General features: G+C 40.9%; 23 protein-coding genes. 5 read left to right on the forward strand and 18 right to left on the reverse strand.

The genetic code is table 11. The features are described 5' to 3' along the window. Positions 1-23: 23 nt before the first annotated feature. The 13 genes from A7967_RS04430 to A7967_RS04490 all read right to left on the reverse strand — a co-directional run bounded on the left by A7967_RS04430 (position 24) and on the right by A7967_RS04490 (position 10,611). Positions 24-2,972 carry a tape measure protein gene (locus tag A7967_RS04430; RefSeq protein ID WP_064435411.1) on the reverse strand — a complete coding sequence of 983 codons (2,949 nt, stop codon included), beginning with the start codon at positions 2,970-2,972 and terminating at the stop codon, positions 24-26. After that, on the reverse strand, positions 2,932-3,276 hold the full coding sequence (locus A7967_RS04435) for a hypothetical protein (protein WP_064435412.1): 345 nt from the start codon (positions 3,274-3,276) through the stop codon (positions 2,932-2,934). Before A7967_RS04435 ends, A7967_RS04430 begins: the two co-directional genes overlap by 41 nt. A 20-nt stretch (positions 3,277-3,296) precedes the next feature. Continuing rightward, positions 3,297-3,623, reverse strand: coding sequence for a hypothetical protein (locus A7967_RS04440; protein ID WP_064435413.1), 327 nt, complete (start codon positions 3,621-3,623; stop codon positions 3,297-3,299). Between the two features lie 52 nt (positions 3,624-3,675). Continuing rightward, a complete protein-coding gene (locus A7967_RS04445) occupies positions 3,676-4,575 on the reverse strand; it encodes a hypothetical protein (RefSeq protein ID WP_054453637.1) in 900 nt (299 codons plus the stop codon). Beyond that, on the reverse strand, positions 4,572-4,775 hold the full coding sequence (locus tag A7967_RS04450) for a hypothetical protein (protein ID WP_064435414.1): 204 nt from the start codon (positions 4,773-4,775) through the stop codon (positions 4,572-4,574). Before A7967_RS04450 ends, A7967_RS04445 begins: the two co-directional genes overlap by 4 nt. Further along, positions 4,772-5,221, reverse strand: a complete 450-nt coding sequence (locus tag A7967_RS04455) for a phage tail terminator protein (RefSeq protein ID WP_064435415.1) — start codon at positions 5,219-5,221, stop codon at positions 4,772-4,774. Before A7967_RS04455 ends, A7967_RS04450 begins: the two co-directional genes overlap by 4 nt. Before the next feature lie 11 nt (positions 5,222-5,232). Continuing rightward, positions 5,233-5,655, reverse strand: coding sequence for a phage virion morphogenesis protein (locus A7967_RS04460; RefSeq protein WP_054453634.1), 423 nt, complete (start codon positions 5,653-5,655; stop codon positions 5,233-5,235). Then, a complete protein-coding gene (locus A7967_RS04465; protein ID WP_064435416.1) occupies positions 5,655-6,122 on the reverse strand; it encodes a hypothetical protein in 468 nt (155 codons plus the stop codon). The genes A7967_RS04460 and A7967_RS04465 overlap by 1 nt, the downstream gene beginning before the upstream one ends. Before the next feature lie 70 nt (positions 6,123-6,192). After that, a complete protein-coding gene (locus tag A7967_RS04470; RefSeq protein ID WP_064435417.1) occupies positions 6,193-7,131 on the reverse strand; it encodes a hypothetical protein in 939 nt (312 codons plus the stop codon). Positions 7,132-7,169: 38 nt separating this feature from the next. Further along, positions 7,170-7,562, reverse strand: a complete 393-nt coding sequence (locus A7967_RS04475; protein WP_064435418.1) for a DUF2190 family protein — start codon at positions 7,560-7,562, stop codon at positions 7,170-7,172. Between the two features lie 4 nt (positions 7,563-7,566). After that, positions 7,567-8,724 carry a hypothetical protein gene (locus A7967_RS04480; protein WP_064435419.1) on the reverse strand — a complete coding sequence of 386 codons (1,158 nt, stop codon included), beginning with the start codon at positions 8,722-8,724 and terminating at the stop codon, positions 7,567-7,569. A 161-nt stretch (positions 8,725-8,885) separates the two neighbouring features. Further along, the gene (locus tag A7967_RS04485; RefSeq protein WP_064435420.1) at positions 8,886-9,686 is read right to left on the reverse strand and encodes a hypothetical protein; all 801 of its coding nucleotides are present in this window, start codon (positions 9,684-9,686) and stop codon (positions 8,886-8,888) included. A gap of 79 nt (positions 9,687-9,765) precedes the next feature. Continuing rightward, positions 9,766-10,611, reverse strand: a complete 846-nt coding sequence (locus A7967_RS04490) for a hypothetical protein (RefSeq protein ID WP_157756403.1) — start codon at positions 10,609-10,611, stop codon at positions 9,766-9,768. 68 nt (positions 10,612-10,679) lie between these two features. On the opposite strand from A7967_RS04490, the gene A7967_RS04495 reads away from it, so the two are divergent. Continuing rightward, positions 10,680-11,054 (forward strand): hypothetical protein, encoded by a 375-nt coding sequence (locus A7967_RS04495; protein ID WP_064435422.1) that lies wholly within the window; start codon positions 10,680-10,682, stop codon positions 11,052-11,054. Between the two features lie 258 nt (positions 11,055-11,312). Further along, positions 11,313-11,567: a hypothetical protein gene (locus A7967_RS04500; RefSeq protein ID WP_064435423.1), complete on the forward strand. Its 255-nt coding sequence runs from the start codon at positions 11,313-11,315 to the stop codon at positions 11,565-11,567. Between the two features lie 31 nt (positions 11,568-11,598). On the opposite strand, the gene A7967_RS04505 is transcribed toward A7967_RS04500, so the two are convergent. The 5 genes from A7967_RS04505 to A7967_RS04525 are packed head-to-tail and all read right to left on the reverse strand — an operon-like array spanning position 11,599 to position 15,444. Further along, the gene (locus tag A7967_RS04505) at positions 11,599-12,156 is read right to left on the reverse strand and encodes a hypothetical protein (RefSeq protein ID WP_064435424.1); all 558 of its coding nucleotides are present in this window, start codon (positions 12,154-12,156) and stop codon (positions 11,599-11,601) included. Continuing rightward, positions 12,153-13,154: a hypothetical protein gene (locus A7967_RS04510; RefSeq protein WP_064435425.1), complete on the reverse strand. Its 1,002-nt coding sequence runs from the start codon at positions 13,152-13,154 to the stop codon at positions 12,153-12,155. Before A7967_RS04510 ends, A7967_RS04505 begins: the two co-directional genes overlap by 4 nt. Positions 13,155-13,163: 9 nt before the next feature. Continuing rightward, a complete protein-coding gene (locus A7967_RS04515; protein ID WP_064435426.1) occupies positions 13,164-14,222 on the reverse strand; it encodes a hypothetical protein in 1,059 nt (352 codons plus the stop codon). After that, on the reverse strand, positions 14,206-14,736 hold the full coding sequence (locus A7967_RS04520) for a hypothetical protein (protein WP_064435427.1): 531 nt from the start codon (positions 14,734-14,736) through the stop codon (positions 14,206-14,208). Before A7967_RS04520 ends, A7967_RS04515 begins: the two co-directional genes overlap by 17 nt. A 24-nt stretch (positions 14,737-14,760) precedes the next feature. Next, complete coding sequence (locus A7967_RS04525) at positions 14,761-15,444, reverse strand: S24 family peptidase (protein WP_064435428.1); 684 nt, start codon at positions 15,442-15,444, stop codon at positions 14,761-14,763. Positions 15,445-15,618: 174 nt separating this feature from the next. On the opposite strand from A7967_RS04525, the gene A7967_RS04530 reads away from it, so the two are divergent. From A7967_RS04530 to A7967_RS04540, 3 genes are all read left to right on the forward strand, one after another. Continuing rightward, positions 15,619-15,885: a helix-turn-helix domain-containing protein gene (locus A7967_RS04530; RefSeq protein ID WP_064435429.1), complete on the forward strand. Its 267-nt coding sequence runs from the start codon at positions 15,619-15,621 to the stop codon at positions 15,883-15,885. A 52-nt stretch (positions 15,886-15,937) separates the two neighbouring features. Then, entirely contained in the window at positions 15,938-16,387 is a 450-nt protein-coding gene (locus A7967_RS04535; protein WP_064435430.1) for a hypothetical protein, read from the forward strand. 118 nt (positions 16,388-16,505) lie between these two features. Continuing rightward, positions 16,506-17,423 carry a hypothetical protein gene (locus A7967_RS04540; protein ID WP_064435431.1) on the forward strand — a complete coding sequence of 306 codons (918 nt, stop codon included), beginning with the start codon at positions 16,506-16,508 and terminating at the stop codon, positions 17,421-17,423. The last annotated feature ends 3 nt before the right edge of the window (positions 17,424-17,426 follow it).

Here is a 17,426-nt window from a genome sequence, read left to right on the forward strand (position 1 = left end):
CACCAATCTCAACCACTTAACAACTAAGCAGCACCGCGTACTGCGCGAATAATTGATCCATTCTCTTGAATGTTAGCCACCACAACACCTACAACTTGGCGGGCTATGTCTTGGCCAACGGCTTGCGATGTTTCCTCACTTGCTCCGCCTTGCACAGTAATTTGGTTGGTTATATGAATATTCACACCACTGTTACCAGTATCATTTGCCGCGCCGCCTGCATTGTAACGTCGTGCCATTTGGCTAATTTCAGTGTTTTGTTTAGGGCTTAATACACGCTCACCACGTTGTAATACATAGGTAGATTCATTTGGCACATAATCTAAACCACCATGCGCAATACCTGCTGGTTGTTGGTTTTTAATTTGCCTCACTTGCTGCATACCTAAACCAACAGCCGCAGCTGCTGCAACACCGCCTAAAATAGGGCCTACAATAGGAATGCCGGCTAATGAGTTAAATGCAGCGGTAGCACTTTGGTAAGTATTTATAATCGCTTGAGCAATAGCAAACGCCTTGTAGGCTTTAAACGCGGTTTTGCTTTGATTCGCCATCGTTTTAAACGTAGCAGCACCTAAGCCCACAATCGCATTTGCCTTGTCCGCTTCGGTTTGTTTCTCAAAGTTAGCAAACGCCACAATGTTACTTTGCAGTGCTCCCGCATAACGGTTTTTTATTTGAAATAACCGTTCCTGGTGCGCGGCTTCGCTGGCCTCCCGTTGGCTATAATAGCCAGCAGCAGAGTTTAGTTCCGTTTGGCGCTCTAAATCACGTAGCTGATTATCAGTGTTATATGCAAGCTCGCCCGCATCATCATTAGCAGCAAGGCCAAGTTGCGAACGCCGTTTTGCATCAACGCGTGCTTGTTGGCGAGCTTGTTCAACACTCAGTTCGTTGTTGTAAGCGGCTAGCGCTTCGCGCCCAGCAAAGCCTTTAATTACAGCAATACGGTTTTCTAAGTCAGCTTGTAAATCGTTTTTGCGTTTTTCTTCAGCTTGGTTTTGTATCCGTGTCTTTTCAGTTTCACGCTTTTGTGCAATGGTTTTTAGGTCTTCGCTATATTTAACATCAAGCTGCTTTAAAATGGCGTCGTACTTAACTTTATTAGCTGCATCGTTTTCACGCGCAACAATCACCATTTGTTTACGTTTTTCATAGCTATCTTTTAAGCGGGCTTCTTCCCCCATTAAGCTTACTTCTAAACGCTTAATGTTATCGGGCAGGGCACTCAATGCATTTTTTGACGCCTCTGCCACTTTTTGCCAGGGCAGTTTTTCTAGGTTCTGCTCAAAATTAGCAATTGTACGGGTGCTATTCATTATCTCTGCACGCAATGTGCTTTGTTTATTAATGTAGCTTTGTAGTTCATTTATCTGACGACGATACCCTCCCTTAGTCCGCTCATCTGATGAGTTTTTTTCACGGGCTTTCAATTTACTCAGTTGTGTATAAGCATTATTGATATTACGGGTGTAAACAGCCATTTTATTAGATGCCGTATTTAACTGTACACCCGCACTGGTGTTATTTAGCGAGTCAAAAGCATCACTTAAATCATAAATATACGTTTTTAGTTCTTTGGCTGTTTTACTCGCGTCATCCCCTTGGCTTGCAAAATAAGCAAGTGCAAGCCCAGCAGTTACAACCAAACCAATGGGGCCACCTAACAAGCCCATTGCAACATTTAATCCTCTACTCGCAATGGTTGCTCTTCCTGCAGCCGCAGTATAAATATTTGTAGCAGTAGTAGCGGCTGCTTGAGTTGCAGTGTAGCGCGTATTCGCAGCAGCCAAGCGGGCAACTGCGGCAGTTCGTAAATTGGTGGTATTAGCCACCGCAAGTGTGTGCTGTGCATACGCTTTCATTTGTGCAGCGCGTTGCAGCTCTAACACTGCATTAGCTTGGTTTTGTTTTGCAAGCGCAGCATCGGCAACTAAAACACGGCTTTTAGCGGCAACATTAGCAACATAACCTTTAGCGCTTGCGGCTAACCCCGCCACTAAATGCCCCGTTAATACCGTGGCTAATGCACCAGTGGCAATCACTAAGCTACCAACAACGTCTTCATTCTCATGCAAGTAGCCCATCGTGTCGGTAATTGAGTCAACCACGCTAGTTACAGCAAAATTTACTGGCTCTTCGTATTTACGTATTAAGCGTTGGTACTCGTTACCCATTTCCGCAAAGCTGGCATTTATTTTACCTTCGGTGGCCTCAGCCGCACCCGCATAATCGTTTAGCGCTTTAATTAGGTAATTTTTAAACATCTGGCTGGTTACTTGGCCATCGTTCACCATTTGCCTAAAACCGCCGGCGGCTTTACCCGCTGCTTTATCGAGTTTTTGTAAAAGCCCTGGCATGGGTTCGGTTACTTGGTTTAACTCTTCAGCGCGTAAAACGCCGGCAGTCATACCTTGGGTCATACCAAACAAGCTTTGCCCAAGCTGCACATTACTGGCACCTGTTTTAGCTGCGGCGTTAGCCATGCCCTCTAAAATAGCTTTACCTTGGGTTTGGGTAACAACGCCCACTTCTTGTAGGGTTAAAATTTTACTGTAAGAGTCAGCAAGGGTGGTGTAACCGGTATTTAACCGGTCTGATGTGGCAAATAGGTATTCTTGTACTTTGGCGTAGTTTTGCGCTGAGCCAGTTAGCCCTTTAAGGCGGGTATCAAGTAGCTGTGCAGCCCCCGTATCACGCACAAACATTGTGGCGGTGCCAATACCTACCAAAGTAGTGAGCGTAGCCCCAATTTGCCCGTAAGCGCTATTCATCAACCCCAATTGGCGCGTCATTGCGCCTTGCTGTTGCATTATATGTGCTTGGCTGGCACCTAACTGCTGGTTAGCGGCCATTTGGCGTTGCACCGCTTGCGGAATACGGTTTAATTCAGTTACGTTTTGGCGTGCACCGGTTGTAACAGCTCTACCGTCATAACTTAAGCGTAACGCCAAATTCAAGTTGTTGCTCATCGGGTCGCCTTATTAAACCAATAATGGTGCGCTCAAGGGTTTGCAGTTTTGCAAAATCATCAGGGTTAAGAGTTATATTTGCATAGCGCCAGGCTATATCAGCCCTGGCATAATCAAGGGCAATTTCAACGCCTTCATTATCCCGCTGCCACTGACTACTGGCGGTGGTGAGTGCCAATACAGCCGTGTGGTTAGGGGGCAATACAAATAATGTGTCTTCTTTGTTTGGCGCGGTTTGTTTAGGTGCGCCAAAGTGGGCTTCGTCGTCATCCAACGTTTTACTGGCTGCTGCTAGGTCGCCCAAAAACCACCTAGCAACATCGGCTAGTTTTTTTCAGTGATACGGTACTGGGCGTTAATGCACTCAACACTTAATCGGGCAGTTAGGCCGCTGTACGCCAACATTTCTTCAAGGGTGCTTTTATCAAAGGGGACCTCTTTACCGTCATCAAAAAAGTCACCCCAGCTTACTAACAGCTCACGTACTATCTCGCCATCATTAGCACCTTGCTTTTCAGTCAGTGTTTTAAGCTCATTTTCAGGTACTAGCTTAATTTTTGCCGTAAACTGAAAAATAACCCCACCAAACTCAAAGTTGAGCGGGGCGCTTATAACGGCACTTTTTAACTGATTTAATAATTTTAATTTCATTGCGTGTTTTCCTAATTTAGCAGTCGTAATTTGTTATTTATGGGTGACTAACTTACTCAAACACTATCGTCAGTTCGTCATACCCTGCGCCGCTGGGTACTAGCTTGCCGTCAAACTCATAACCAGTTAATTCTGAGTCAAGGCTGGTGTACTTAGGCCAAGGCATTTGGTAGCGGCCAATAATAGTGACTTTTTTACCTGCGGCGGTGCCGTGGGTAAATTCAAACATGTGTACTTTGCCAACATCGTCAAACGGGTTAAAGGTTGCCAGTTCTTCTGCGGTTAACGTAAAGTTAGCGCTGCTTTCATGGCCCGTTATCATTATTTCTTCATGATTAATGGCGCGGTCAAATACCACGTTATTACCTAAATCAACGGTAAGTTTATGTAGCGTGCGTTTAACATCGTTAAGCTTAAAGTCACTGCTATTACTCACGCCAAGTACTTCAGGGCGTACCCAACGGTCCCAATTAACAGCAGGGGCGGCGTTACTTGCAACCGGTGCACTAAACAACCCTTTAAACTGCCAGTTAAGCATGGGTTTGCCTTTTTCAAGCGCAAAGCTCACATTGCCTTTCATTTCACTAATGTTGTGGGTGTTTTTACCAAAGCGCACTTTACACGTAACCGCTACAGCCGCGCCTTTGGTAAACGTAACGCTTGAGGCATCCGCCACTTGCACCATGCCACAAGCAAGTAAAAGCGGCGCAAAGGCAGGCTCATTACCTACCGTGCCACTCATCGCAAGCGGGGTTTTAAAGTTAAGGCTTATGTGCTCACCGTAAAACGTTTCAAGGCTTGCACCGCTGTAGCTGGTTTCTAGCTCGTCTTTTTCACTTTCGCTTTCAAGTGACAGCTCAACCTCGCTGGCATAAATAGCGTGTAGGCCCGTTAAGGTTGTGCCCAGGGCATCAGCTAAAATGAGTTTGTCTTTAAATCGCCAACTGCTCATGCGCTTTGCTCCACTTTAATTAGCTCACCACTTTTTAAGTTAAAAGCGCCGGCTATCTCGTCTCTGTTCCCTTTGGTACTTGCAAGCACCTGGTTAACGTTTTGGGCAATCGTCATCGCGCGGGACTTTTTAGGGGCTGTATTTACAACAGCTTTTTGTTCAGCGGGTTTTGTTGATTGCGGCTCGGTTTGTTTGCTCATGGCATCACCTTCACAGTTACGGTTACGGTATGTAGGCCAGTTACACTAAACTGGCACTGGTAAATTAGGTTGTTTGTTTTTTTGTTAAGCTCAATAGTGCGGCCCTTATCAAGCTTTATTGGGTCCCACCCAGGGTATTGGCATCCTGCAATAGCGGCTTTTACATCACTGCGCAATTGCTTTACTTGTGCATCACTGTGCGCATTTCCCGCAGCACAAGGGATCACAATCATCACCGCAAACACGTCTTTAACTTGGTATTCGTCAAGGCCGTGTACTTCATTGGTGTTGGTGTTGTCATCGGCCAATGGCAATACAAACAGCTGCGCGCTGTGTACAGCATGTTCACGCACATGGTTAAAATCGCTCGCAAACCCCACCGAAGCGTCAAAAACAGTGCTACTTAGCAGGGTTTCTATGTTGTTTAAATCAAAGTTAAATGCCATTTAAATGCTCTTTAAATTAACCAGTCAGTGATGATGTCGTTAATCTCACTTTCTTGAACAGCGGCAATACCCAGTATTGGCCGTGCAATTAACGTCACGCTTTTATTGCGGCCAGTTTCACCACCAAAATGGTGTATAGCTGCGTACTTTTCGCCTAAGCCATGCTCAAGCGTATTCCCATTTACATTGTGCGTAACAGAGCCTGCAAGGTTGCGCTCATCAGTTAACGTTAAACCGCCACGGTCTTTTGCTGCTTGTGATTGCTCCCACTTGCGGCCTTCGGGTGTTACTTCGCGTAAAAATCGGGTGGTGACGTCCATGTCTAAAAATGCACCAATGTCGTCCAATACATCAGCTGGTTCACCGCTTGTATTTGCAATTTGGGTTAAGCGGGGCAGTGCATTACCCGTTATGTGTATAAATACACCCGCCATTAATAGCGTTCCCAATTAAATTGAGAGCCTGCAGGTTTTGTTCGCATCCCAGTTCTTACGCCTGCAGGCGCATCTTCCTTAATTTGGATCACACCTTTACTAACCTTATCAAGCATTATCATTACGTTACTTTTCAGGGTTTTAAGGTTTTCGTCAGCAATGTTAGGGGCAAGCTCACAGTGCATTAAATCGTTAGCAATGCCAGGCAAGACCGAGTTATTAATATCATCTTGGTTTAATGCAAATCGTGCTACGTAGCCCGCTATAATCGCATTTACATTTTTTTGTGCTTGCACATACCAGGCATTAATTTGCTCTTGCAACTCGCTGTAAGTCTCATTTAAAAGGGCGGCTTCTACATCATCACGCGTTACGCGCGTGCCTGCCTCGTTAAATTTATTCGACGCAAATTGCAACAGCGTATTAATGCCAATTTTGTCTATAACTGCTTGTTCTGTAGTAAACATACGTACCTCAGTTAGTAAAAAAAGGCCCCGAGCAAGTCGGTACTGGGGCCTTTACACAGGGAACAATGATTTATTGGGCAGGTGTTAACACGTTGGTCAGCAAAATACCGCAGTCTTTGGCTAACACTATTTCTTTAACAGCTTCACCCACCATCACTTCTACACCACCGTTTAAACCTGCGGCTACATCACGGTTTGATGACACACGCGAGCCATAACGAGCAGTTAGCGCAAAGGTCATGCGTTTGTTTTGAAATGACGCCAATGGGTCGTGATACGTAAACGATAAGTTGTCAGCAAAAGCACGTTTAAGCACAACGTCTTTGCCTTTTTTCGCTGTATTTAAGCGAGCTTGACCCACATTAATATGATCAATTTCGAGTTGCTCTTTAATCCAGCTCCAAGGTACTAAGCCCTTATCGCCACTGGTGCCGTTATACGCTTTAACAATGTTAGGGTGGGTACGTAACTTAGTAGACACTGTTTGAGACATATTCATCGCGTTAGGGCGCATTAATGGCTCGTCAAGCATTTCTAAAAAGAACGGTAGAATATCAAGCGTAGGGTCATCTAAAAATTTAAACCCTTGTGCCGATAAGCTTTCAGACTTACCAAAGTTAGCCGCAGTGTTATACAGCTCAGCAACACGCACTTCACGACCAAGTAAAACTAAGTCCGCAATGCTCTCAGCGGCATGCGTACGTGGGTTATAGTTTGCTGGTGCATTATTCTGGTCATCATTTGGAATAACATCAGATAAACCATAATCAACAACAGAGCTTTCTTTTTCCGTTACACCAAACTCAACTTGATTCGGGCTAGATTTACGGCCGATTTTTGTGTCTGGCAGCGTAAACTTGTCGCCTTTGTTGTATTCAGTCCATTCAAACGATCGTTTACCAACAGATGAATATGGCGCTAAATTATCAGCAATTAGCTTTTTATTTGTATAAGCAATGGCTATCGCCGTTTGCTCAACATCGGGGGTAAATGGCATACCATTACTCATGGCAAATCCTCACTTTATAAAGTTAAGTTAACCCAGCGCTAAGCGGGAATAGTCGCAATTAACTGCGGGGCTAAAAATATGTCACCAATGGTGCCAGCATCGCCTTCTTCCATCGCCCAGCCTGCAACATGTATTTGGGTTTCCCCTGAATAATCAGCTAAAACAAAGGCAATGGCTTTGCCGTCAGCGTCAGCAACAATTAAGTCACCCGCCGCAATATCACCACCAAATTCAACAGGGGCGCTTTGGGTCATTACCACATCAACACGTAAATGGTTGTCCGTGCCTTGCTCTGTTACACCTGCAAATACGGCGCTGGCATCTGTTGCACCAATCACCTGAAAATCTTCAAGCGCAGACACCGCAACTAATCGGTTAGCAGCAATCGTAGCCACTGCTACAAAGTTTCTAATAAATCCTGGTTGTGCCATGCTCTTAGGCCTTTTTAATGTGGTCTAACGCGGCAGTAATACTAATTTCAATGCCTTTGCTAGATTGTGATTGTTGAAATTCAAGCGCCTTCGCTGCCAGTGCTTCTGCGCTGTCGTCAGTTACTTCGCCGTCTTTATCGTCTTTACTAAACTCTTGGGTTAAACCTGTTTGCTCCGGCAAGCCTTTTAAAAAGCCTTCAAACCATGCAGCTGGTTTAAGCGCTTGGCTTTTACCGTCTGCGGCAGCAAACTCAAATGTCGTGTCGCCGTCATCCAGTTTGGCCATAAACTCTGCCATGCCGTCGGTATTGGTTAAGCGCGGTGCAGTACCGCCGTTTATTTCGGTATTAATAAAAGTGCTGGCTGCTGCAACACGCTGCGCGAATTCAAGCTTTGCATTTTTAGCGTTAGCCGCATCAATCTGGTCTTGCAGCGCCTTTCTTTCTTCTTCATCCATTGCATTGTCCTCATCGGTGGGTGGGGTGGCATTGCTGTTATTAATAGCGTCGCCTTTACTAAATTCGGCACCTTCACCCGTATTGGCTTTAGCACGTTCGTGCTCAGCAATAATGGTTTCTTCTTTTAACCATTCACCTTCGTAATGTGGCACAACTTTGTCAGCCGCTTCACTGCCAAAACGGTCAGTTAAAAAGCTGCGCAAGTTGCTCATAAGGCGGGTAAGGGCGTTTGATGTATGCAGCGATATGTTGTCAATATCACCTGCAGCAAATTCTAGGGTAAGTGTGTCGGCGTCATCTGCTTGGCTAAACTGCCAGGCTAGGCCTTCAACTGCGGGGGCTTTACCGCCTAAATAACCAATGTGGGCAAGTTGGTAGCCATTAGCCACCTTTTCTAATTTAACTGAACGGTTAGGGTAGCGCTTGCTTTGTACAGCCTGTGCAAATTCAGCACATACGTCTTCAGCTTTAGCAAACAACGAACCGTTTTCGGCTTTTAATTCACTGGCCCAGCCCCATGCAGGGTCGTCCATTTTTGGGTGGCCAATAACCAGTGGCGCGCTCTTCGGTTTAAAGTTGGTTACAACGCTGCTTAAATCAGCGACGCTAAATGTGTGCTCAACGCCTTTAGCGTCGGTTTGGGTACCTGCTTTAAAAACTTCAAACCAATCAAATTGGGTGTTTGGGGTTGTTTTTTTTGCCATGTTCCAAGTGCCAATAAACTAACTAAGTGGCACCCAGTGTAAGGGGGGAGTTACTATTGAGCCGCAGGAAAAGGCTTTACATATAATACTCTTAATTGATTATTAAAGTATAACTCCTAAAATTAAACTGTTTAAAGCAATAATTTAATGTTAAGACTGAATTATTTTTTAGGGTAATAAGTTTCAAAGAAATTTCTCTCTGCAGTTGAAAGGTAATCTAAAATTTCATTTGTGTTTGTAGTACCTTGAAATTTAAATAACTCTTGATAAACATGAAAGTATGATTTAACCATATTTTTGAAGCTCTCTTTATTATTGACTGCTCGTGTAGGTTTGAACCCTTCGATCTCAAAATTTGAAAAGTATGGACCGTTATATGCGTCTATTACATACTTATTAAAAGAAAGAAACTCCTTACTTAACTCATCAACTAACTCATCAACTACGGATTTAGGAATATTGAAATCTGAATTACTTATAGTTGAATTGGTAAAAATTCTTCTGTAAGCCAATTGTGCTGAAAGATCAATTTTAAACGTTCCTTTTTTTAATACTTCGTCCTTGTTGTCAATTTCTTTTGTGTATTCACTGAAATATGCAAAATGTGAAAAATATATATTAGCAGAGTTATTTTGTTCAATTAATTGGTTACTTTTTGCTTTTTGCTTAGAGGAATGAAATCGGTTAAACATAACCCCGAAGGTAAGAGGGACTGCAAGTGCGGCAATTGGAAATGCATAAAATTTAGCAAATCCGTTCAATGTTGTTGAGTTTATCAAGAAGCTTTTGCTAAAACTATATACACCAGCGTTGTATAAATCCCAAGTTATGGCTATGAATAAAAGTAGAATTATAAGAAGGGGGTAACCAACCCAACGCCTAAATGCTTTATTTTCATGTAAGCCAACACTTTCTTCAACAGGCATGCACTCATTGAACCATTCAACAAACCTTTTTATCATTTAATTTTATTCCTTAAAATTTATAAATCCACATACTGATGTTTTTGTCAGGCGATTAAGTCAATATAAAGTTGTATTTTTAAAACTCATCATGCTCACCATCCATTCCTTCGTAAACTTCTTTTTTAATCCTTACTTCTTTCGGGTATTTGGAAGTGCAACGTTCATGGAACTCTAGACTTATTTTCTCCATTTTAATGGTTAAGTCGTGTAGTTGTTTTTTATTCAACCTATTTCCTTGAAATGAATATATCTTGATTAGAATAGGCTCTATTTTTTCAACCCAATCTATAAATGTATTATTAAAAAGCTTATTTCTTTCTTCTTTTCTATTACCGAATTTAAATTCATTTTCAAACTCATCAATTACTTTTAAAGATTCTATGTTTAATTTTTGAAATGATACATCTTTGTCCAAACTCAAAATTTTACGTATAACGTGCTGATATTTATAAACAAGATCATAGCTCGGGTTTGCATCAAATTTCAATAAACTAGACTCTGTATAAAGGTGAAGGTATAAGGTTCTAGCGTCAATTGATATTTTAAAGGTTTCTTTTAATTCCAAACAATATGCTTCAAAGAAACTATAGTGGTCAAAGTAATTTTTAAGATGTGTTTGTTGAACTGTTTGCTTAGATGCGTGAAAACGGGCAACCATCACACTCAAAAGTATAGATATCGGTAAAAGGCCAATCGGGAACTTGTAGTAATTTATAAAAGAGTCTAAATGAGCGGCCGTCAGCCCAAAGTCAAAACTATTATTAATTACTAACTCTTTAGTTAAATTTAACCCTAAAAAGAGTGCAAAGATGACAGGAGCAAATAAAGCAAACCAAAATGAATGATTTTTGTGTAACGATCTACTTTCATCGATAGAAAAGCATTTAACTAAGAAACTTAGAATCTTATTAACTATTTCCACATCAGGTCCATTGAAATTTATTTGTAAACTACTATATTCAAAAAACACTAAAACACCAAGGACTGGTTATGAATAAACAAGCTCACCTTAAAACATTCAACAAACTACTTTGGCTTATCGTAGCAGCCATCGTTTTGTACTGTATTGGTATAGCTGCCTATGTCTATAACAACAACCCAGATAAATACCTATCATCAAACCCCGGTGAGGCAATGTCGCAATTATATGCAGCACTTACCAATAAATTAGAATCAACCCCAAGCAAAGACTTTTCAGATGCCGTTAACCAGGCTTATGACGATCACATTATTACTGAGTCTGAATACATTCGGCTAACGCTTAATAACAACCTTACTATGTCTAACGATCTAAATTTAGAGTTCAAGCCAACCAAACAACAATTTCATAAAACATGGCTTAACCACCAAAACGCAAAACCATAACTTTAAATCCAAGTTAAACCATGTTTAAACTGCGTTTAAATTCGACCGTGTGTGTTTAAACGATATTTAGCAAAGGCAATATAGTCACAAAGTAATGTTAGTTGCTTAAAATCGCATATATGGACAGTTTATATTTTATTGATATTTTACATTGTTATCATACCTATGATAGAAACAGTAAAGGCAAATCTTATTCTATAATTCTTTAGATTGGCTAACTAAACGCTTAACACGTAAATTCATTAATAAGGCCGTACTATGACATATAATCTCCCCTCTCTTGATATGCAAAATAAGTTACAAGAAATAGCTGAATCACGCGCTAGAAATTTAGAAAAAGAAGTGAAACGTGACACAGGAAAGGAATATAGTTGTTCGCCTTCTGTTTCTTTCACAAGTAAAACTGAAGCAACAATAACCATCACTACACTAGAAACTGGAATTTCATGTTCTGCTCTTTATGAAATAACAAATGATGATAGATGGTATTGTCGTCATGACTGGAACGACTAGCATACAAAAAAGCCCCTAACTAGGGGCTTTATCATATATTCATATTAAGGCGTTCGCACAAGTAGTACATTCCAAAGAGCAACAACACAAGTAACTGCCAAAATAACAATAAAAAAACACCAACAAATAACCATTGTCCATACAAAGCAATGGTTGCAGGCAAAGTAACTACCATTGCTACCTTTACAAAGATCACTAAAAAAATACTTAGCACCGTTAAATAAGCAAATAGCCTCAATAAAAAATCACGACGTGTAAGCTGACTATTTTCAATTTTAGTATTGCCAACTTTAATGGTAATAGTAGGGCCTTCAATCATTTCTTGATCTATAACAGGGCGGTTAAAGGTTGCAATTGCTGCAAGCGCAGCAATTAAAAAACCGGGTAGGCCAGTTATAAATCCAGCGAGTTGATCTATTAACCCATCTTTAGTCGCAATAGTGGCAACATCAAAACATACAAACAGTAATGCTGCACTTAGCAAGGCAAGCACGAATGGTATACGCCAGTTATAAATTTTTCCAGCGGGGTGGTGCAATAATAAATAAGATATTGGCCTAGTTAGCTGGTAAACAATATTTGATGTCATATGTGCTCGAGCATTTTCTTAATAATGGGTTTGTGTATTAGATCAACAGACGTAGTTAAAGGTTCCGAAAAATCACTAATCTTTACTTTTTTAACATACTTCTCAGAGTTAACTAACATACCTGTATCAACATCTATATTAGCCGTATGTGATGCGTCCGTCTCATCTTTAAACGAAACTTTAAGCTCCTGCATGCCTAAGTCTTTTGCTACACCACGTCTAAATTTAGAAAGCCATTTATGATTACCCCCGGCTTTTAAAAGAGCTACTTTATCAATTTTTACTGGTATTTGTACTTCTCTAAGCTGGCTGTGCTTTTGCACATCATAACCTTCGACTTTACTCATTTCCCCAGTAATCAGCTTTATATCGTTAAACTCACCATTATCTACATCATTTTTAAATTGGTCTGACGCATGCCCATTAAAGTGGCATTTAAAGTAAGTTCTTATCGTTTTAGGCTTACCTTTTTCGTCCAAAATATTTTGCGGGTGTTTAATCTTAAACTCGTCTTCGTACTCACGTGCAACACGTTTCAACACTTCATTTAAATAGCGAGCAATGAGCTTGACGGGCAAATTAGGGGTTTGTTCATATAAGGCTAAATAAACGGTACTTTCCTGTTTAGATCCTTTAAAAATAACATGGCTAGAGAACTCAGTTCCGACATCATCGGTTTTGCTGTTTACTTTACGCGTGCTAGCTGCACCACCAATTTGACGGTGCACTTCATCAGCTAAAGACGTATCAACAATGTTTATCAATAGCTGCCATGTGGTAGTACTTCTATTATATTTCATATCTGCTATATAGAGCTCTTTCGGCTCTTTCGTACCTATCCTAACGTTAACAAGGTTTTTTTCACGTAAGGCGACAACTTTCTTCATCAGCTCATCTAGGGTAAGTTGGTTCGTTAACCCTGTTATGTGTGGCGTATAAGTTTTAGTGTATAAATTAAGATCTAAAAATAAGATATTGCGTTCATTTCTTTTTGCCATAGTTCCAACCTATTTCTTTATTAATTTATTATAGATCTTAAACAGATCGATTGATGCATTATCATTTTTACCAATCTTCTGCACTTTATTTATTGCTAAAATCCCACCAAAAACCTCAAACTTGTTTTCATCCTTCAAGCTATTGATAAGCAAAAGTTCTGAGTCTTTTTCGCTAATTTTATTCATTAGGCTTGTATTAGTTGCTTGATAGCTTGCGATCACATAGTCCTTCAATTGCACTTGCGTTTGTAAATGTTGCACTTGCATTTTCACTGCTTGATATGCATGTAATTCTTGTGGTGTTAGGTTTGATTCTGGAGGTAATAATTCAGCATAAGGGAGCGATAGATACTGATAAAATAGCTTTTCTATTTCAGTGAGTAATTCAGGGCATTCGTTTGGAGAGACTATAAGCTGAGTTTGGTTTTTTCTTTGATTTGTTGAAACATTAGCATCTATGCCTAAGTTCTGTAGGAATTCACCAAACCATATTAAATATTGAGAACAAATGTTTTTATATTCCGCAGGAAACTCAAAAATCTTTATGAAAACATCATCTTTTGACTGTTCTATTAAAATTTTATGAGCCTCTAACGAGCAATTTTCTATGTGATTAAGTGCTTTTGTTACATCCAATAACATTATTCGATTTTGATATTTTAACCTGTCTACCTCAATATCTAAGTCTACTTCTGAATAGTCATATGTGGTTACTTTAAATGGACCTTCTAAAAGAAGCTTTTCAAAAACTAAATTAAACTGTTTAAAAGAGTAGTAGTTTGCCCAATTTTGTAGTTCATGTTTAACACGAAAGCCTAAATGATATTCGGTAATACTCAAGTCTATAGATGCCCCATTTATTTTTGTATAATCTTCCTTGTTATAAATAAAATCTAATGGAATTTCAATATATTGTAACTTTAAAAGTTCATTAATCTCATCGTTATCTAGTTCAAAATCGTTGCGTAATGTATAAGAATAATCGGTGTTTTTTTCGAAGAATGTAATTTCCTCACCATTAATTAGGAATGAAATCCCATCATCAGTTTCTTTAAACTCTATTGTCATTTTTCACCCCCCGATAATATTTATTACTAAACCTCACCACAATGGGCGTTCCGTCTTGCTCACAGGTAACACTAATCTTTAATTTTTCTTGATGATCATGGTAAGTGGCTAAGTGAGTCATCCGTGTATTCATCTCTAAATCAGCAAGATTTACGGCCACTGCATCTAACATAACAATAGGGTCAAATGATTGGCTTTGATTACAAGGCGCTGTTTCCAGCATATACACCTCAGAGTAACTAATCACACCATCTGTTACGTCATAGCGTATAAGATGCTCATTAGTTTCAATTTCTATATTACCGGCGGCATTGGGTTTAACGCCTAAAATTTCACTTACTTTAGCAACGTCAAACCCATGATATTTATAAGGCCGCGTAAATTTCGATCCAACAAAAGCAACAGGTGGAGGAGTCGGCGCTACAGCAACAGGTACTGGTTTTCGCTTTTTATCTTCATGCCCACACCCAACCAATGCTGTAAAAACAGCAGCAACTATAAAAATATTTTTCATATAAATCCCTTTACTATTTTATTATCAATCCACTTTACGTGCTCGTTGTAGCACGCGTTCTACACGGCCAAGCACGCTAAAGCGCCCAGCGCTAATATCATCCGCCTCAACAAAAAAGCCAGAGTATGCGTTGTTGTCGCTGGTGATGTTATAGCCCTTACTTTTAAAGTCGTACTGTATACGTTTTACAAAAATCTCATCATCAAACCTCAGTACGCATACACCTTCACGTGCATCTGCAGGATCATCAATTAGCGATACCAAGGTTAAATCACCATCACACAAAGTGTGTTCCATACTATCGCCGCGTACAGGTACCACAGTTAATTTTTTATTATGTAAGTTATTTTGTTGCAGCCAACGGGTTGAAAGCTCAAAACGAGCAATAGGGTGCTCAGCAATAACTAAAGCACCTCCCCCCGCACTGGCCGCTAAGTCATATTGTGGCACCGCAGTTAAATCTGCGTGGCTGGTTTGCAGCGCTGTGATTTGTGTTGATGCTGCGGTGACTGGTAATGAATCACTTTTACAACCAGTAACCACATAATTGATATCAAATCCTAGCTTTGCAAGTTCAGACAATTTATCGGATGGGATTGGTTTACCAGCTTCCCATCGGATATATGTTCCCTTAGAAACCTCAATAGCTTCAAATACGTCTTTTTGATTTAAACCTAAAGATTCTCTTTCTTCTCTTAGTGGGTTCAATTATTTAAACCTATTTTAAATCAACAACCTAACTTTTAGGTTGAAAATATTGATCCTTAGTGCATTGACAGGGTTAATAAATTAAACCTATACTCACCACACATTAACAAAAACATTCTCTTTAAATCTCGCCAAAGAACTGAAAAGAGAATGTAAACCAAAAGGTACTTTACAATGAAACCAGAGCAAATTAAACAAGCCCTTGAAGAAAAAGGCTATTCACTGTCAATTGTTGCTACTGCGCTAGGTTTAAACCTATCGCATGTTAGCAGTGTTGTTTATCAACATACCACCTCATACAAAGTGGCTGCTGCCATTGCCAAGATTATTGGTAAACCGGTAGAAGTTATTTTCCCCGATGTACCTGCCTACATTAAAAACAAAGATTGTCGCGCTAAAAAAGTACAAGCGTTACGCGAGTTACTAGCCAGTGAGCAATAGCATCGGCAATCACGCGTATTAAATCAATGTAATTTTGCAAGAGATTTTTACCATGGAAAACTTAACAATGGCACAGCAAAAACAACTCACTAAAAGCATTCTAGATGCTGACGTAGCGCCTGATTGCGATATATACCACTTGTTTATTCATAGCGTGTGTTCAGCAATGAAACGCTCTGGCTTTAGTCGCCCAGTCATTGCAGACCGCATGAACGATGCACTCCGCGCTCAAAACAACGATGTAGACCAAGCCAAACTCAATAAATGGTTAGCCCCAAGTCAAAGCAACTATATGCCAATGCATTATTTGCCAGCGCTTTGTTATGCCGTGCGCTCAACAGAGCCTGCTAACGTGCTACTAAAACCTATTTTGTTTAAAGCCGTCGACCAACGCTCTCAGCTGTTACAGCAACACGCCGAACTGCAAATGGAGATAGAAGAGCGAACCGCCATGCAGCGTTATATTTCAGAGTCGCTACTCAACAACGATAACCAAGACTGAAAGCACCATCACACCACCCGATATAAAACCCATATAAGGCTAAAAACAATGACAATCAAAGACCAAAAACCGTCTGTATTTTGTAAAGCCAGCCGCATAAACGCAGCCGGAGGCCATTATGAGCACTGAGTTAACGGATCAAACATTCTCTGCCGAAGAGCAACAACAGCTAGCTGAAAAAATTGAATCTATGGCTACTCAAGTTCATCTAGTGATGCCTGACAATGTAGAAAGTGCATGGCAGCTAGTTATTCAGATGGAAGAGCAAGCACTTATAGATACAGCTAAGCGTGGCTTGGTGTACATGTCTATCAAAATGCATTCAGCCCACGGCGAGTTTGAATCGAAAATCCGCGAGCATTCATTAGCTCCTAGAACTGTCAGAGAATCAATGACTGTCGCAAAAATGTTTTTAGCATTGCCTGAGTCAAAACGGCGGACGTCCGCCGTTTTGAACATGAACAAAAGCAAGTTAATTGAAATGGCGCGTTTACCAGTTGAAACCGTTGAATCATTAGATGACGACGACCTAGACACACTCAATGACTTATCAGTGCGTGAGTTCCGTAAAGAAATCCGCAAACTAAAAGACAAGCACATCGAGCTTGAAGACCAAACGGCCACGCTTATAAACGCCCTAGAGACCGAACGCTTAACCAAAGCCCCTAAGCAAATGTACGAGCTGCCCATGCTGGTTGCACAGGTTCGCCGTGAGTCGTTTGCTCATAACGCGGTTATTAACCAATCCCTTGAGCAGTTTATTGCCATGACCGAGCAGCTCTGTAACACACGCGACCTTGACCTAAACCACCGCATAGGCGCAGCGCAAACAACGTGGCATTTATGGCTAGGCGTACAGCAACGCATTACCCACATGCTCAATCGTTTAAGTGGCGAGTTTGGTCCTGAGCATTTAGCCGGCGCTGAGTGCATACCGCAATTTTCCGAAGACGAATGGCAAGACGCCCAAACCAACCGTGAATACATGCTAGCCATGTTCAACGACCGTTTTAGCACTAATTCTAATAAAAAGTAGGAG

The organism is Pseudoalteromonas neustonica (genome assembly GCF_001653135.1).
Classification (GTDB): Bacteria; Pseudomonadota; Gammaproteobacteria; order Enterobacterales; family Alteromonadaceae; genus Pseudoalteromonas; species Pseudoalteromonas neustonica.

What these genes read in the sequence shown, in the direction of transcription:
- A7967_RS04430 (WP_064435411.1), bottom strand. Translation starts at nt 2,972, where the DNA reads ATGAGCAACAACTTGAATTTGGCGTTACGCTTAAGTTATGACGGTAGA.
- A7967_RS04440 (WP_064435413.1), bottom strand. Translation starts at nt 3,623, where the DNA reads ATGAAATTAAAATTATTAAATCAGTTAAAAAGTGCCGTTATAAGCGCC.
- A7967_RS04445 (WP_054453637.1), bottom strand. Translation starts at nt 4,575, where the DNA reads ATGAGCAGTTGGCGATTTAAAGACAAACTCATTTTAGCTGATGCCCTG.
- A7967_RS04450 (WP_064435414.1), bottom strand. Translation starts at nt 4,775, where the DNA reads ATGAGCAAACAAACCGAGCCGCAATCAACAAAACCCGCTGAACAAAAA.
- A7967_RS04455 (WP_064435415.1), bottom strand. Translation starts at nt 5,221, where the DNA reads ATGGCATTTAACTTTGATTTAAACAACATAGAAACCCTGCTAAGTAGC.
- A7967_RS04460 (WP_054453634.1), bottom strand. Translation starts at nt 5,655, where the DNA reads ATGGCGGGTGTATTTATACACATAACGGGTAATGCACTGCCCCGCTTA.
- A7967_RS04465 (WP_064435416.1), bottom strand. Translation starts at nt 6,122, where the DNA reads ATGTTTACTACAGAACAAGCAGTTATAGACAAAATTGGCATTAATACG.
- A7967_RS04470 (WP_064435417.1), bottom strand. Translation starts at nt 7,131, where the DNA reads ATGAGTAATGGTATGCCATTTACCCCCGATGTTGAGCAAACGGCGATA.
- A7967_RS04475 (WP_064435418.1), bottom strand. Translation starts at nt 7,562, where the DNA reads ATGGCACAACCAGGATTTATTAGAAACTTTGTAGCAGTGGCTACGATT.
- A7967_RS04480 (WP_064435419.1), bottom strand. Translation starts at nt 8,724, where the DNA reads ATGGCAAAAAAAACAACCCCAAACACCCAATTTGATTGGTTTGAAGTT.
- A7967_RS04485 (WP_064435420.1), bottom strand. Translation starts at nt 9,686, where the DNA reads ATGATAAAAAGGTTTGTTGAATGGTTCAATGAGTGCATGCCTGTTGAA.
- A7967_RS04495 (WP_064435422.1), top strand. Translation starts at nt 10,680, where the DNA reads ATGAATAAACAAGCTCACCTTAAAACATTCAACAAACTACTTTGGCTT.
- A7967_RS04500 (WP_064435423.1), top strand. Translation starts at nt 11,313, where the DNA reads ATGACATATAATCTCCCCTCTCTTGATATGCAAAATAAGTTACAAGAA.
- A7967_RS04505 (WP_064435424.1), bottom strand. Translation starts at nt 12,156, where the DNA reads ATGACATCAAATATTGTTTACCAGCTAACTAGGCCAATATCTTATTTA.
- A7967_RS04510 (WP_064435425.1), bottom strand. Translation starts at nt 13,154, where the DNA reads ATGGCAAAAAGAAATGAACGCAATATCTTATTTTTAGATCTTAATTTA.
- A7967_RS04515 (WP_064435426.1), bottom strand. Translation starts at nt 14,222, where the DNA reads ATGACAATAGAGTTTAAAGAAACTGATGATGGGATTTCATTCCTAATT.
- A7967_RS04520 (WP_064435427.1), bottom strand. Translation starts at nt 14,736, where the DNA reads ATGAAAAATATTTTTATAGTTGCTGCTGTTTTTACAGCATTGGTTGGG.
- A7967_RS04530 (WP_064435429.1), top strand. Translation starts at nt 15,619, where the DNA reads ATGAAACCAGAGCAAATTAAACAAGCCCTTGAAGAAAAAGGCTATTCA.
- A7967_RS04535 (WP_064435430.1), top strand. Translation starts at nt 15,938, where the DNA reads ATGGAAAACTTAACAATGGCACAGCAAAAACAACTCACTAAAAGCATT.
- A7967_RS04540 (WP_064435431.1), top strand. Translation starts at nt 16,506, where the DNA reads ATGAGCACTGAGTTAACGGATCAAACATTCTCTGCCGAAGAGCAACAA.